The 13,683-nt window shown below is 66.0% G+C and carries 13 protein-coding genes and 2 pseudogenes; 12 read left to right on the top strand and 3 right to left on the bottom strand.

All coding sequences use genetic code 11. The annotated features are described in order from the left end of the window. Nucleotides 1-8: 8 nt before the first annotated feature. Nucleotides 9-1,397: a DHA2 family efflux MFS transporter permease subunit gene (locus KDW55_RS04570; protein WP_209825501.1), complete on the bottom strand. Its 1,389-nt coding sequence runs from the start codon at nucleotides 1,395-1,397 to the stop codon at nucleotides 9-11. A 181-nt stretch (nucleotides 1,398-1,578) separates the two neighbouring features. On the opposite strand from KDW55_RS04570, the pseudogene KDW55_RS04575 reads away from it, so the two are divergent. After that, nucleotides 1,579-1,719: pseudogene (locus tag KDW55_RS04575) on the top strand (LysR family transcriptional regulator); the annotation flags it as partial. A 155-nt stretch (nucleotides 1,720-1,874) separates the two neighbouring features. Beyond that, nucleotides 1,875-2,258 (top strand): hypothetical protein, encoded by a 384-nt coding sequence (locus tag KDW55_RS04580; RefSeq protein ID WP_040139921.1) that lies wholly within the window; start codon nucleotides 1,875-1,877, stop codon nucleotides 2,256-2,258. An 818-nt stretch (nucleotides 2,259-3,076) separates the two neighbouring features. Here the strand turns inward: KDW55_RS04580 and KDW55_RS29715 are convergent. After that, nucleotides 3,077-4,303 (bottom strand): annotated as a pseudogene (locus KDW55_RS29715) (acyltransferase). A gap of 224 nt (nucleotides 4,304-4,527) precedes the next feature. Between KDW55_RS29715 and KDW55_RS04590 the strand changes: the two are divergent. The 7 genes from KDW55_RS04590 to KDW55_RS04620 all read left to right on the top strand — a co-directional run bounded on the left by KDW55_RS04590 (nucleotide 4,528) and on the right by KDW55_RS04620 (nucleotide 9,899). Further along, nucleotides 4,528-5,766, top strand: a complete 1,239-nt coding sequence (locus KDW55_RS04590; RefSeq protein WP_212160129.1) for a glycosyltransferase family 87 protein — start codon at nucleotides 4,528-4,530, stop codon at nucleotides 5,764-5,766. Between the two features lie 220 nt (nucleotides 5,767-5,986). Then, nucleotides 5,987-6,223, top strand: a complete 237-nt coding sequence (locus KDW55_RS04595; RefSeq protein WP_212148158.1) for a DNA-binding protein — start codon at nucleotides 5,987-5,989, stop codon at nucleotides 6,221-6,223. Next, nucleotides 6,210-6,626: a type II toxin-antitoxin system VapC family toxin gene (locus KDW55_RS04600; RefSeq protein WP_245163598.1), complete on the top strand. Its 417-nt coding sequence runs from the start codon at nucleotides 6,210-6,212 to the stop codon at nucleotides 6,624-6,626. Before KDW55_RS04595 ends, KDW55_RS04600 begins: the two co-directional genes overlap by 14 nt. Nucleotides 6,627-7,031: 405 nt before the next feature. After that, a complete protein-coding gene (locus tag KDW55_RS04605; RefSeq protein WP_006483056.1) occupies nucleotides 7,032-7,235 on the top strand; it encodes a cold-shock protein in 204 nt (67 codons plus the stop codon). 459 nt (nucleotides 7,236-7,694) lie between these two features. Continuing rightward, complete coding sequence (infA, locus tag KDW55_RS04610; RefSeq protein WP_006483034.1) at nucleotides 7,695-7,958, top strand: translation initiation factor IF-1; 264 nt, start codon at nucleotides 7,695-7,697, stop codon at nucleotides 7,956-7,958. A gap of 430 nt (nucleotides 7,959-8,388) precedes the next feature. After that, entirely contained in the window at nucleotides 8,389-9,654 is a 1,266-nt protein-coding gene (locus KDW55_RS04615) for an alkaline phosphatase family protein (RefSeq protein WP_069243021.1), read from the top strand. Beyond that, on the top strand, nucleotides 9,651-9,899 hold the full coding sequence (locus KDW55_RS04620) for a hypothetical protein (RefSeq protein ID WP_069243020.1): 249 nt from the start codon (nucleotides 9,651-9,653) through the stop codon (nucleotides 9,897-9,899). Before KDW55_RS04615 ends, KDW55_RS04620 begins: the two co-directional genes overlap by 4 nt. A gap of 110 nt (nucleotides 9,900-10,009) precedes the next feature. On the opposite strand, the gene KDW55_RS04625 is transcribed toward KDW55_RS04620, so the two are convergent. Then, nucleotides 10,010-11,389 carry an MFS transporter gene (locus KDW55_RS04625; protein ID WP_212160091.1) on the bottom strand — a complete coding sequence of 460 codons (1,380 nt, stop codon included), beginning with the start codon at nucleotides 11,387-11,389 and terminating at the stop codon, nucleotides 10,010-10,012. A 390-nt stretch (nucleotides 11,390-11,779) separates the two neighbouring features. On the opposite strand from KDW55_RS04625, the gene KDW55_RS04630 reads away from it, so the two are divergent. The 3 genes from KDW55_RS04630 to KDW55_RS04640 all read left to right on the top strand — a co-directional run bounded on the left by KDW55_RS04630 (nucleotide 11,780) and on the right by KDW55_RS04640 (nucleotide 13,678). Next, nucleotides 11,780-12,028: a hypothetical protein gene (locus KDW55_RS04630; protein WP_040139901.1), complete on the top strand. Its 249-nt coding sequence runs from the start codon at nucleotides 11,780-11,782 to the stop codon at nucleotides 12,026-12,028. Between the two features lie 217 nt (nucleotides 12,029-12,245). Beyond that, complete coding sequence (locus tag KDW55_RS04635) at nucleotides 12,246-12,890, top strand: DUF1326 domain-containing protein (RefSeq protein WP_040139899.1); 645 nt, start codon at nucleotides 12,246-12,248, stop codon at nucleotides 12,888-12,890. Then, the gene (locus tag KDW55_RS04640) at nucleotides 12,887-13,678 is read left to right on the top strand and encodes a DUF2182 domain-containing protein (protein WP_209822649.1); all 792 of its coding nucleotides are present in this window, start codon (nucleotides 12,887-12,889) and stop codon (nucleotides 13,676-13,678) included. Before KDW55_RS04635 ends, KDW55_RS04640 begins: the two co-directional genes overlap by 4 nt. Nucleotides 13,679-13,683: the final 5 nt, after the last annotated feature.

Genomic DNA, 13,683 nt, shown 5'->3' on the forward strand with positions numbered 1-13,683 from the left:
GAAGCCGCTTACGCGGAAGGCCGCGGCGCGACCGGTGTTGCCGGCGCGGCGGTATCGATCCGCCGGAACACGACGGACGACAGCAGCGTGACCGCGCCCATGCACAAGAACGACAGGATGAAGCCGTCCGCCGTCGAGCCCCAATGCGCGGCGAACAGGTTGACGAGTCCGCCGCCGATCGACACGCCGAGCCCCATCGCAAGCATCTGCATCATCGTGAACAGGCTGTTGCCGCTGCCTGCGTCCGCATGCGACAGCCCCTTCAGCGTCGCGGCGTTCATTGCCGCGAACTGCATCGAGTTCGCGGCGCCGAACACCACCAGCAATGCGATCTCCAGCGCCGGCGCCGGCCGTGCCGAAACCAGCGCGAACCCCGCGATCGCGCAGCCGACGATCCCTGTATTCACGACCAGAAAGTTCGCGTAGCCGAAGCGTTTCGCGAGCGGTGCGATCCAGCGTTTTGCGATGACGCCGGCAATCGCGGCCGGCAGCATCATCATCCCCGACTGCAGCGGCGTATAGCCGAGCTGCACCTGCATCAGCAGCGGAAGCATGAACGGCACCGCGCTCGTGCCAATCCGGCACAGCAGGTTGCCGAGCAGCCCCGAACCGAAATTCGGTTCGCGGAACAACCCGAGCCGGAACAACGGCTGCGCGCGGCGGCGCGCATGGGGCAGGTAAGCGAGCGCGCTCGCCGCACCCAGCATGGCCAGCCCGAGTGCCCAACCGGCGCGGTGCGCGGACATCGGCGGATCGATCGCGAGCGACAGCGCGATCATCGCGGCCGACAGCAGCGCGCAGCCGATGAAGTCGAACGGCTGCTGCTGCGTTGCCTGATCGTGCGGCAGGAAGCGCTGTACCGCGATGAAGCCGACCACGCCGACCGGTACGTTGACGATGAACACCCAGTGCCAGGAAATCGCCTGCGTGAGCCAGCCGCCGAGCGTCGGCCCGACGATCGGGCCGAGCTGGCCGGCAATCGACACGAATGCGATTGCCGCGACGTACTGTTCGCCCGGCACGCGGCGCAGCACGGCGAGTCGGCCGATCGGCAACAGCATCGATCCGCCGATACCCTGCACGGCTCGCGCGACGACGAGTTGTCCGAGCGTGTGCGACGCCGCGCAGCCGATTGATGCGAGCGAAAACACCAGGATGGCGACGGAGAACACGCGGCGCGTGCCGAAGCGGTCGGCGAGCCAGCCGGACGCCGGCGTGAGCATCGCCATCGTCAGCGTGTAGACGACCACGACCGGCTGCATCGCGAGCGGCGAAGCGTGCAGGCTTTGCGCGATCGACGGCAGCGCGGTGTTGACGATCGTCGTGTCGAGCGACTGCATGAAGAACGCGGCGGCGACGATCCACAGCAGCGCGGAGTGAGAGGGTTCGCGGGGCATGACGAAATGGAAGGGCGGGTGACCGGAGCGGCGGCATCGCGCGCGGGCCGGGGCCACGTAGGTCTACGAGCATTCGATGGTACCGATTCCGCCGGTCGTCGGGAAGCTGCCTGAACGCATTGACTGTCATCGGAAGCGCCGATGACAATGCGGGATGCTCAATCCCGTCTGGCTCAAGACGCCGCCGGTGAACGGCGCCGCGCTGCCGGCGCTGCCCGACGTCGAATTCATCGCGCTCGCCGCGAAGCGGCTCAGCCAGCCGGCCGGCACGCTGCTCGAGTTGCTGGAGACGAGCGGCCTGCGCGCGGGCGCGGCGGCATGATGCGCCGAGCGTGCTTCGCTGGCATGATGCAGCCGCTGCGGCGGATTACGTGCTAGTGGGGCCGGGAAAATTGCGTCGATTGCCCCGTCCGGATCTCCCGCGCAATGCAGGCAGGACCCGTGCGATGATGCGCGACCACCAACATGAGGGATGCCATGACCATGACATTCGATGACGCGACGACGGCGGCGATCGACGCGTTTGCGCACCTGGATTTCTACACGGCCGTGCAGGCGATGCGCGCCGAGGCGGATTACGACCGCGAACTGGACCAGTGGATCTCGCGCTATATCGACGAGCACGGCGGCGGCGAGGACGACGCCGCATACGACGCGTTGCACGCGCAAGCGCAGGCAACACCGGAATACGCGCAGTTCGTCGACACGGTTCGCCGGGAGATTCGGGAATACTTCGGCGTGACCGACGATCAACTGGATTGGATGGTCGTGCTGCGCAATGACGACAGTGACGAGCTTTGGGCCGAAGTCAACCGGCGGCGCAGCGCGCTTGGAACCGGCGAAGTGCGCGGCGATCTCTGATCGGTTGCTTGCGGTCGGCCGCGCGGCCGCTCGATCGGGAGCAATGGGCCGATCCGCGGCGTGGATCATCCCGCATCGTCTGCATCAAAGCGCACGGGCATCCCGCTCGCTGGACACTGCGCGCACATCGTCCCCGGATTTACGCTGATACGCACACCGCAAGATCGAACATTCCGATCCGGCTTGAGCGACGCGTCGTCACGCCGATGAAACATTTGTCTCCGGGCGGCAGGCTGCACGCGTGGCCGATTGTCCCGATCCGCGCATGCAGGCGGCCGCGCGCCTGTGCCCGCGTGCGAGTCATGCCGACGAGACACGCGTTCGTATCGTGCCCGGCGCAACGTCCCGAAAAAAGATGCGTTCGTGAATCATTTCCGCCGATTTCCCCGCGCCTAGTCGCAGTCGTTCGATCGCGCCCGTTGTCCGGCGCGGGTCCGTGGCGCATGGCACACGCTTTGCGATTATGCCCGTGCCGCTCGACACGATCGCATGCAGGACGACGACGATTCGTGCAAGCGGCACGCAACGACATCGAAATATCGGGGATCGGAGCGAGCCGCGGGAGCGCGGCCCGTCGCGTCGGACGCACCGCGTCGTATCGGCGACACGAATGGGCATCGCATGTTCGCTCCGTCAAACAGCAAGCGTGCTTGCATGGTGTCGTGCCGGGGGACCCGCTGCGTGTGGCGGCAGGTGCTGCACGCGGCGGGTCGCTGCGTTCGTTTCGATGAGCCGGTTCGCACGACGTCGCGGCATCGCCGTTATCCGGTGCTGCGGTTCGGGATCTCGCAGCGAAACGGTTCCGGGTCGTGCGCGCGTCACATCACGGCTGTGCGATGCTCGCGCGCGGGTTCGAGGGCTCGGCGTGCAGGCCGTGGCGCGTTGCGCTTCGCGATGAACGGATGTTCGATGTAGCGGTACGTCATCAGCGAGCAAAACACGACGACCAGCGCGCATGCCAGCGACAACGTCCATACACCCGCGTCGTCGATCGAATCGATCGGGATCACGAACTTGTTCAACGCGCGTACGATCGTGTACACGATCACCATGTGGATCATGTAGATGCTGAAGCTGGCGGTGCCGAGCAGCGCGAGCGGTCGGGTCGTGAGCAGGCCGTAGAACGTGTTGCCGCATGCGACGCAAAGGAATACGGGAAGCAGCGGGAGCGCGCCCTCGATCGAATAGCGTTCGGCCGGGTACGGGCAGACGGCGAGTATCAGCAGCGCGACGGTGGCCGCCGCTTTCGTGCCGAGCAGCGCGCGTATCGCCGGATGCCGCGATACTTAGAACGCGAGCGCGCCGCAGGCGAACAGCAGCGCCATCGCGCCTGGCGGCCCGAACAACGCGGCACAGAGCGTGACGATCGCGAGCGCGACGAGCTTGCGCCATGCTCGTGTGGCGACAAACCACGCGAGGAGCGGAATGGCGACGTAGAACCGCCATTCGTATGCGAGTGTCCACCACACACCGCTCAACTGGCTGGTGTGCGGCGCGCCGTTCACCGGGAACGCGCCGAACCAGCCGAGCGAAGCCGCCTTGAGCAGATCGACGAGCAACCGGATCGGCGCGTGGACGACATTGCCTGGGAACCAGTACAGCGTGCACGCAACGATGATTGTCGCGTAGAAAAGGTAGAGCGGCGCGACGCGCCGCACGCGCGCGACGAGGAACGCGCGCACGTCGAGCGAGCCCTTGCACGCGCGCTCCCAGAACAGGAAGCCCGTCACCATGAAGAACATCGCGACGGGAATCGTGCCGAGATTGCGTTGAAAGTCGGAAGTCGGGCCCCACACGCCAGTCGACAGCAAGCCGAGGTTGCATGCGAAGTGATGGAACACGACGGAGGTCGCCAGCACGCCGCGGAAGCCGTCGAGATTGCGATAGCGCATCGACAGGGACTTGTCGACGGCAGCACGATAGAACGGTACGGGCCGGGCCGCGAGCCACGCGATGATCGCGACCGCCGCGACGCATGCGGGGAAGTAGAGCTGATCCGGAGTCGGGGAAAACAGGATATCGGGAGAAGGAACTGTCAGGTCCACTGGAGGGCGTCTCGTGTCTTGGATCGCTCGGATCGGGATTTCAGGCACGGATGGTCCGCGTCGATGCAAGGTCTTCCACGCGTCTGGTGCGGCGTTCGATCGCCGGTCTTGTCGATTGATGTTATCAAACGGTTGCGGCTGCAGGGCATGCGGAGATGCAACATGATGTTTCGTTGCACCCCGGCGCAGGGACTTCACCGAGACGGAAAAGGGCGGGCTTGTCGATGGAGACACCGGGTGAACCGGCAGCGGGACGAGTCGATGCGGCGCGCGTCGCGACGTACGCGATCGCGGTGCTCGTGTTGCAGATCGCTTTTGTCGCCGTATGGGCGATTCGCTACTACGGATTGGACGACCGCTCCGCGCCGATGGTCGGATCGGACTTCGCGGTGTTCTGGGCTGCCGCGCGGGTCGCGCTCGAGCACGGCGCGACGGCGATCTTTTCGCCGCAATGGATGCAGCCGATCGAGGCAGCGCTTCGGCCCGTGAGGGACTTCTCGCCATGGCCGTACCCGCCCACGTTCCTGCTGGTCGTGGTTCCGTTCGGTCTGGTGTCGTTCGGAAGCGCGATCGTGCTGTTCGGCGTGCTTGCGACAGCCTGTTACGCAGCGGTAGTCGCGCCGCTGACGCGTTCGCTCGCCGGTCACTGGCGGATCGCGGCCGCGGCATTTCCGGGTCTGATCGGCGCCACGGTGCAGATGCAGAATGCGTTTCTGACGGTGGCGGCCGCCGGTGCGGCGTTGCTGTTGCTGCGGTCGCGGCCGGTCGCGGCGGGGGCGTGCATTGCGATGCTGTCCGTAAAACCGCAGTACGGCGTGCTGTTTCCGCTGGCGCTGATCTGCGCCGGCCACTGGAAAACGCTGATCTCGGCCGGCGTGTTCAGCGCCGCGATTGTCGCGATATCGGTAGCTGCGTTCGGTTGGCAGGCGTGGGCAGCATTTTTGACGTTCATGCCCACCTTCAACCGCGGGGTGATCGAGTACGGCGACGCGCTGTGGCGCGGCATGCCGTCGATATGCGGACTCGCGCGGGCCGCCGGCCTGTCGGTATCGATGGCGTACGTGATACAGGCGGCCATCGCCGTGCCGGCCGCGGCGGCGTGCATGTACGTGTGGACGCGTGCCGCGCGCTTCGAATTGCGTGCGGCGACGCTCGCTGCGGCGACACTGCTGGTACAGCCGTACTACATGTATTACGACCTGCTGTGGCTCGTGCTGCCGTTCGTGTTCCTGATGATCGACTTCCGGACCGTCAAGCCGAACCGGTTCGAGGCGATCGTGGTGGCGCTGGTTTGGATGGCGCCGGCGCAGGCCTTCGTCGCGATGATCAGCGGCGCGACCTGGCCGGCGGCGTCGGCGATCCTCGTCGCGGTGCTTGTCGTGGCCGTGCTGCGCGCGTCGCAACCGGCGGCGCGACCGCTGGACGGCGGACGGCGTGGTCCGGTCGTGGCTGTCCGTCGCTGAATGGCCATTCGGCCGCCTTTTCCGTTCCGTGGATCCGGCTTACCTTGCTTACCAGTAATTCGACGCGTCGGCCCGTCGGCGCCCGATCGGCCGAAGCCTGTCGCCGCCTGTGCTGCCGGGCTGCCGCCGACCCGCCCTTCATTCGATCATGACGGTGATAGCAATGATTGCAGTTCACCTTCGTGGTGCTATCATTGATAGCAATTGGATGGAGGTACTCATGGCAAATCTTCTGGTGCGTAACGTGGATGACAGTATCGTTCAGTGCCTGCGCGAGCAGGCCGCAGCCAACGGCAGGAGCGCCGAGGCCGAACATCGGGCCATTCTGGCCAATGCGCTCGGACGGCCCAAGCGACGGACATTTGCGCAAGTGCTGATGAGCATGCCGGATGTCGGAGAAGACGCGGATTTTCAACGTGTTCAGGATTCCGGCGAGGGCAGGCGTGTTTTTGATTGATACGAACGTCATCAGCGAGATCAGGAAGGGCAACCGGGCGAATCGCGGCGTGCGCGCATTCTTCAGGCAGGCCGAGGAAGCCGGGAACCCGCTTTACCTGTCGGTCGTGACGGTGGCCGAACTGCGGCGCGGCGTCGATCTGGTCCGCCGTCGCGGCGATCATCCGCAGGCATCGGCGCTGGATGCATGGGTGGCGATGATCCTGTCCGACTATGCATCGAACATTCTGCCGGTCGATATCGACACCGGTCAGATGTGGGGCCATTTGCGAGTGGCCGACCCGGCGCACGCACTCGACAAACTGATTGCCGCCACCGCGCTGATCAACGATCTCATTGTCGTCACTCGCAATGTCGACGATTTTGCCGGCACCGGCGTCCGGCTGTTGAATCCGTTCGATTGACGGTTGCGCCGCATCGTGGCAACTGGCCGGGTGCGACGTGCTTTTCATCGGGCGTCGGCGCGCAGTGAGTTCGACGGGACGCTGCGCGACCGCGCGGCGGGCTCTGGCGGGCATTTCGTGTCCGAATCGCAGCAACGCACGCCGTTGCCAGCCCAAAAGCAGCGCACATTGCAGCACGGGCGCGCGGGCAGGCCGATGCCCGCCGAAGCACGCGCGCACGCACGCTTCACCGAAAGAGCTTGACGGATCGACGCGCAACGCGTAGTGTCTGAATTCTTCAAGAAGTCCGATTGCTCATCATTCGCCGCCCGTCACGCCGTGCGGCAGTCGTTGGTCTCTCCCTCTTTGATTCTCTCTGTGCCCGCCACGGGCGCATGTTCATTCATTCGTATTAAGGAAGTATTTGTGGATACCGGTACCGTCAAGTGGTTCAACGAAACCAAGGGCTTTGGTTTCATCTCCCCGGACAACGGCGGCGACGATCTGTTCGCCCATTTCTCGGAAATTCGCGGCACGGGCTTCAAGACCCTCGCCGAAGGCCAGAAGGTCAGCTTCGAAGTGAAGCGCGGCCCGAAGGGTCTGCAAGCGTCGAACATCACGCCGCAATAAGCCGTATCGGCACCGGCCGCCGATCGCGGTCGCTGCCCAGTGGAGTTTGCGCGGATGCCGGCCCTGGCCGGCGTTCCGCGTTTCGACGCACACGACCGATGCATCGCGGTCGTCACGATGCATCGGTCGTGTGCTTCCCTCATCCATCGCGAGTCCGTACGACCCGCGATTCAACGCCCTCGCGAAGCGCCCGCCGCTTCGCAAGCGGCCTGCGTTGCAACCCGAGTAGACCGTCGCCATGCCGCACGCGGCGCGGTCCCGATTGCGCGGTGCGGATCGCACCGTCGCTGCCACCGACCGCCCTAACGCGCATGGCGCCGGGCTCCGATTGAAGGACGGGCGCATTGTCCGTCCGAACGAATGGATACCCGGCATTGCGCCGGCCGCCGTCCCGCTGCAGGGCCTGGCGCCGGCGAACCCGCCGCGGCCGCGGTCATCACCTTGTCTGGAGGAATTGATTTGGCAAAGGAAGAACTGCTGGAACTGGACGGAATCGTCGACGAAGTGCTGCCGGACAGCAAATACCGCGTCACGCTGGAAAACGGCGTCGTGGTCGGCGCGTACGCGTCGGGCCGCATGCGCAAGAACCACATCCGCATTCTCGCGGGCGATCGCGTGACGCTCGAACTGTCGGTGTACGACTTGACGAAGGGCCGTATCAATTTCCGTCACAAGGACGCAAATTCGCCGCGTCCGCCGCGCAGCGGCCAACCGCGTCGCTAAGCTGACACGATCGGGCGCGCGATGCGCTCCGATCGACAAACTACCGTCCGGCCCCCGCCGTATGGACGGACATACCGGACGGGCGGCGCGATCCGCGCCATTCGTCGGTGGCCGGCCGCCCAGCATGGCCGCAATGGCCAAGATCGCACCGGGTCAAGCCGGTCGGCCCATCCGGATCTTCATTTTCCCGCCCCCGTTTCATTGACACGCTTCGATGCGCTTCGACGCGCAGCGTCGATCAACGCCTCAATGGGGCTACCATGCCGCGCGCCGTATCGTGCTTTACGCGTCGCCCAGCATAGCCGTACACTCGTCGGCAATTCGCGGGCCGGCTACGTCGGAGCGTCTTCGCTTCAGTCGCTTTCAACGGCATTCGTTGCCGCCGCGATGTTGCCAGCCGGACATCCGTCGCGCGACGCCAGGAGGCGCCATGAGTGCAGACGCAGCCCCCGCATCTTCTTCGGTTCCCGCGGCGCCACCGGTTCAGGACCGGATCAAGCACGTGTTCGTGCTGATGCTCGAGAACCGCTCGTTCGATCATCTGTTCGCTCTGTCTGGCATCGCGAACATCACGGCCGCGTCGCCGCACGACAGCAACGCGTACGGCGGCGCCGTCTATCCGTTCGGCGGCGGCGCGCCCGACCGGATGCCCACCGATCCATGCCACGAATTCGACGACGTGCTCGAACAGTTGTGCGGCGCCGGTGTGCCGTTCGTGAAAGGGCGGCCTTATCCGCGCGTCGACAACTCCGGATTCGTGTCGAATTACGCGACGTCGCATTCCGAAGGCGCGCCGCCGCAGCCGGGTGCGCTCGGCACGATCATGCAGGGCGCCGACGTCCGCACGCAGGCGCCGTCACTCTATGCGCTCGCGAACGCGTTCGTGTTGTGCGACCGCTGGCATGCATCGATGCCGGGGCCGACGTGGCCGAACCGCTTCTTCCTGCACGGTGCGTCGTCGGCCGGGCTCGACCATTCGCCGACGAAGGAAGAAATGGCGGGATGGGATGCGTTTGACGGTTTCCGCTATCCGAACGGCTCGATCTTCGCGGCGCTCGGCGACGACAACTGGCGCATCTACCAGGACCAGTCCGGCGATCCACTCGGCCACGTGCCGCAGGTCGCATCGTTGAAGGGGGTGAGCTTCTTCGACGTCGACGACCTGTCCCACTTCGAAGCCGACCTCGCGGCCGGCTATACCGCGCGCTACACGTTCATCGAACCGGGCTACGGCGACATCGTGCACGGCACTTACCGGAACGGCAGCTCGCATCATCCGATGGACGGCCTCGCCGGCGGCGACCAGCTCGTCGCACGCGTGTACGACGCGATTCGCAATTCACCGGTGTGGGACAGCAGCCTGTTCGTGGTCGTCTACGACGAGCACGGCGGCTTCTACGATTCGGTCGCGCCCGGCGCAGCGCCGCCGCCCAACGATGGCGCGGGCGCGACGCTGAACGCGAGCGGATTCGAATTCGACGTGTATGGGGTGCGCGTGCCGGCGATCGTCGTGTCGCCGTGGGTCGCTGCCGCTCACGTCGATCACACGCCGTACGATCACAGCTCGATCGTCGCGACGCTCGGGCGGTTGTTCGGTCTCGCGCCGCTGACGGAGCGCGATCGGGCGGCGAACGACCTGCTGTCGCTCGTCACCGCGACGTGCCGCACCGACTGTCCCGCGAGGATCGGATCATGACGACGCCACCGACTGCCGACCCGCGCGATGCGCTGCCCGTGCGCGACGGCACGAGCCTGATCGCGTATCTGCACATTCTGAAGAAGGCGCATGCGGCGCTCGTCGGGCACGCGAAGGCACATCAGCGCTTCAGCGAGATCGTCACGCGCGGACAGGCGCGGCAGTACATCGCGGAACTGATGCCCGTGCTGCGGCAGGAGCGCGATGCACATCGGCGGCGCAGACACGGCGGGAAGCATAGCTGACGACGCAACTCGCTGCGTGTTGAGGCTCGATGATCGGCGGCGAATGGCCGACTGTTGACCGCCGCCCCCCGCAAACGACATACGCCAAAGGCGCATCCGCTCTCAACGGATCATGCGGACTGCCGCGCGCGCTGCACGCTGACGGCGGAGCTTGCCGCACCGGCGAGCTGAACCGCCGCACCGGTGAACATCGCGGCGCGCAAACCGGTGGCGCCGCCGTGCGCGACCGCGAACAGCGTGCCGAGCACGGCGATTCCGAGCGTCGCGCCGATCATCCGCGCGACGTTGACGAGCGCGCTCGCTGTGCCCGAGCGCGCCGAGTCCACCGAGCCGACCGCGACGGTCATCAACGGACCCGTCGCCACGCCCATACCGAGTCCGGTCAACGCGAGGCCGATTTCTGCGCCGAACAGGCTCCGAGACGCAGCCGACGCGCCGATCACCGCAAGCCCGCTCGCGATCACGGCGACGCCGCCGGCCGTCGTCGCCCGCGTGCCGACTCGCTCCGACAGCCACCCCGAACACGGCGACACCGAGACGAACACGAGCGCCATCGGGAGCAGCGCAAGGCCCGCGCCGGTGGGATCGAGCCGGCCGGTGCTTTGCCACGTCAACGGCAGCAGAAACAGCACGCCGTACATCCCGAATGTCATGCCGGTCGTCGCGGCGATCACGCCGCGAAATGCGCCGAGCCGGAAAAGCTCGAGCGGCACCAGGGCGGCGTCGCGGTGGTGCCGCTCGATCGCGATGAACGCGCCTAGCGACGCGATCGAGGCTCCGCCCGCGATCGCGCTGGCGAGCGGCGACTCGCGGAACACGATCGCCGCATACGCGAGCGTGCCGAGCGCGACCGCGCCCGCAACCTGCGCGCCGCCGTCGAAATGCCGGCCGCGCGGGTCGGACGACTCGGGCACGGCCGGCATCGCGAGCAGCATCGCCGCAATGCTCAGCGGGACCACGACGAAGAAGATGCTGCGCCAGCCGAAGTGCCGGATCAGCAGGCCGCCGAGTGTCGGACCGATCGCCATCGCGACGCCGTTGCAAGCGGCCCAGACGCCGAGCGCGCGGCCGCGCTCGACCGGGTCGTACCACACGACGCGGATGATCGCGAGCGACGCCGGCAGCAACAGCGCCGCGCCGACGCCGGCCAGCGCGCGTGCGGCGATCAGCACCGGCACCGACGGGGCGAGCGCGCATGCCAGCGACGCAGTCGTAAACACGGCCGTACCCGCGATGAAGATGCGGCGCCGGCCGTACAGGTCGGCGAGCAGCCCTCCGGTGAGCAGCAGAACGGCATACGTGAGGTTGTAGCCGTCGACGACCCATTGCAGCGCGCCGACGCCTGCATGGAAATATGAGCCTATTGCGCGCGTCGCGAGATTGACGACGGCCGTGTCGATCTGCGCGACGAGCACGGCGATGCACAGCGTCAGCAATGTCACGTTTCGGCGTTCGAAGACAGGGTCCACGCGGTCTCGGGTACGGGTCATGGCGACATTCCTCGTCGGGCAATCCTGCAACCTTGCGCGTCGGCTGCTGCCAGCGTCGTGTCAGCAGGAGAGGGCAGCACGCGGTGCAAACGTCATGCCCGCGCGGCCGGGCCGATGCACACGGATGCTGGCCGGCGCGAAAGCCGTCGTCCGTCATGCCGCACGTATGCCGGACGCCGACGGCTATCTCCGGAATGCATGGCGCATGCGGAATCGACGACGAGCGCGATCGTGTGAGGATATGGGATGGGTTTTCATCGGGTTTATGCCGATGGCGCGGCGCGCGCATGGTTGTGTGTCCGATGATTTGCGCGCGACCGATTGCGTGATGCGACGTCGCTGTCATAAGATCGGCGTCAGCCCAGCTCCGTCCATCACCTTCGACGCCGAATGAAAACGCCCGTACGCTTGCGCGTCGCCATCATCGCTTCGACTTTCGCGTTCTATCACGTGTTCATGCACGTCCAGTGGATCGTCAGCGGTTGCATCGAATTTCACGGCAGCCGGTATTGCAGCTTCGAGAACACCGCCAATTTCGAAGGGATGATGGATTTCGACCTGCTGCTCACCTGCGCGTGGGTCGCGGGCGCATTGATGGCATGGTTTGCCGTCGCACGCGCGCCGAAGAAACAAGGTTGATCGCGAGGCGGCCAGCCATTGCGAGAGCGCCGGCGCGACGGTGCAGGACGCAAGACGGCAGCGCCGCGAGCCCGCACGTCTCAATCCGCATGGGCAACACGCCCGTGCCTGCGCGAACCATCGCCCGCTGACCGGCACGGAAGGCGTACTTTGCTTTCGGCTGTGCGGTGCACTAGATTCGAAGCGTTACGTGCCACCGATCGCGCGAGGTGATGCCATGACACCGTGGGAGATTCAGGGAACCGAGCTGATCAACTGCAATTGTTCATACGGTTGTCCCTGCCAGTTCAATTCGCTGCCGACGCATGGCCACTGCGAAGCGATGGGTGCGATTTCGATCGACAGCGGCCATTACGGCGACGTGGTGCTCGACGGCGTGCGGATCGCCGTCGTGTTCCAGTGGCCGGGCGCGATTCACGAAGGCCGCGGCCGTTGCCAGCCGATCGTCGACGAACGCGCGAGCCCCGCGCAATGCGACGCCGTGCTGAAGATCATGACCGGTCAGGATACCGATCCATTTGCGACGATGTTCGCCGTGTTCGCGTCGACGCTCGAACAGGCCTACGAGCCGATCTTCGCGAAGATCGACTTCGACGTCGATGTCGATGCGCGGCGCGGCCGGATCAGCGTCGACGGCGTGTTCGACCTCGTCGGCGAACCGATCCGCAATCCGGTGACGGGCGCCGAGCATCGCGCACGCATCGACCTGCCGCACGGCTTCGAATACGAGCTGGCGGAGATCGGTTCGGGCACCGGCCGCTCGCGCGGCCACATCGAACTGGATCTCGAGCGCACTTATGCGCAGTTCGCACGGCTGCACATGAACAACCACGGGCTGATCCGGCATCGCGCCGTCGCGTGATCGTGCTCGACGACGTTCTGCGGCGTGAGCGTATCGTCACGCTGCTCGGCATGGCGGCGCTGGTCGGCGTGTGCTTCGCATACCTTTGGACGGGCGCCGGCACCGGCATGTCGGCGACGGACATGACGGCGCTCGCGTTGTTCCCGCATCGGCTCGCCGACGACGCAGGCGCGATGGATCCGTCACCGGCCACCGTGGTCATGATGTGGTGGGTGATGATGATCGCGATGATGACACCCGGCGCGGCGCCGCTCGTGCTGCTGTACCGGCGTGTGCTGCGGTATCGCGGTACGGACGGATCGCGCGCGGCGATCGCGTCGACGTTGTTGCTGGCCGGATATCTGGTCGCATGGCTCGCGTTCTCTGCCGGCGCGGCCGCGATGCAGATGCTGCTGCAGCCGGCCGGCCTGATCTCCGGGATGATGCTGTGGTCGAAGAGCGCCGCGCTTTCCGCGTTCGTCCTCGCGCTGGCCGGCGTCTATCAGTTTTCTCCGTTGAAACGCGCATGCCTGCGGCAGTGCCGGTCGCCGGTGCGGTTTCTTACCATGTATGCGCGCCCGGGTGCGACCGGTAGCTTCGTGCTCGGCGTGCGTCACGGCGCCTATTGCGTCGGCTGTTGCTGGCTGCTGATGGCGCTGTTGTTCGTCGGCGGCGTGATGAACGTGGTGTGGATCGTTGCGTTATCGCTTATCGTGCTCGTCGAAAAAGTGCTGCCTGGCGGCGAGCAGGTCGGCCGTGCGCTGGGCAGCGTGCTGATTGTGTGGGCGATCGCGACGTTGCTGGTTTGACGATC

This window comes from Burkholderia sp. AU19243 (assembly GCF_018148075.1).
Lineage (GTDB): Bacteria > Pseudomonadota > Gammaproteobacteria > Burkholderiales > Burkholderiaceae > Burkholderia > Burkholderia latens_A.

What these genes read in the sequence shown, in the direction of transcription:
- KDW55_RS04615 (WP_069243021.1), top strand. Translation starts at nt 8,389, where the DNA reads ATGAGTGCAGACGCAGCCCCCGCATCTTCTTCGGTTCCCGCGGCGCCA.
- KDW55_RS04630 (WP_040139901.1), top strand. Translation starts at nt 11,780, where the DNA reads ATGAAAACGCCCGTACGCTTGCGCGTCGCCATCATCGCTTCGACTTTC.
- KDW55_RS04590 (WP_212160129.1), top strand. Translation starts at nt 4,528, where the DNA reads ATGGAGACACCGGGTGAACCGGCAGCGGGACGAGTCGATGCGGCGCGC.
- KDW55_RS04635 (WP_040139899.1), top strand. Translation starts at nt 12,246, where the DNA reads ATGACACCGTGGGAGATTCAGGGAACCGAGCTGATCAACTGCAATTGT.
- KDW55_RS04595 (WP_212148158.1), top strand. Translation starts at nt 5,987, where the DNA reads ATGGCAAATCTTCTGGTGCGTAACGTGGATGACAGTATCGTTCAGTGC.
- KDW55_RS04580 (WP_040139921.1), top strand. Translation starts at nt 1,875, where the DNA reads ATGACCATGACATTCGATGACGCGACGACGGCGGCGATCGACGCGTTT.
- KDW55_RS04625 (WP_212160091.1), bottom strand. Translation starts at nt 11,389, where the DNA reads ATGACCCGTACCCGAGACCGCGTGGACCCTGTCTTCGAACGCCGAAAC.
- KDW55_RS04620 (WP_069243020.1), top strand. Translation starts at nt 9,651, where the DNA reads ATGACGACGCCACCGACTGCCGACCCGCGCGATGCGCTGCCCGTGCGC.
- KDW55_RS04570 (WP_209825501.1), bottom strand. Translation starts at nt 1,397, where the DNA reads ATGCCCCGCGAACCCTCTCACTCCGCGCTGCTGTGGATCGTCGCCGCC.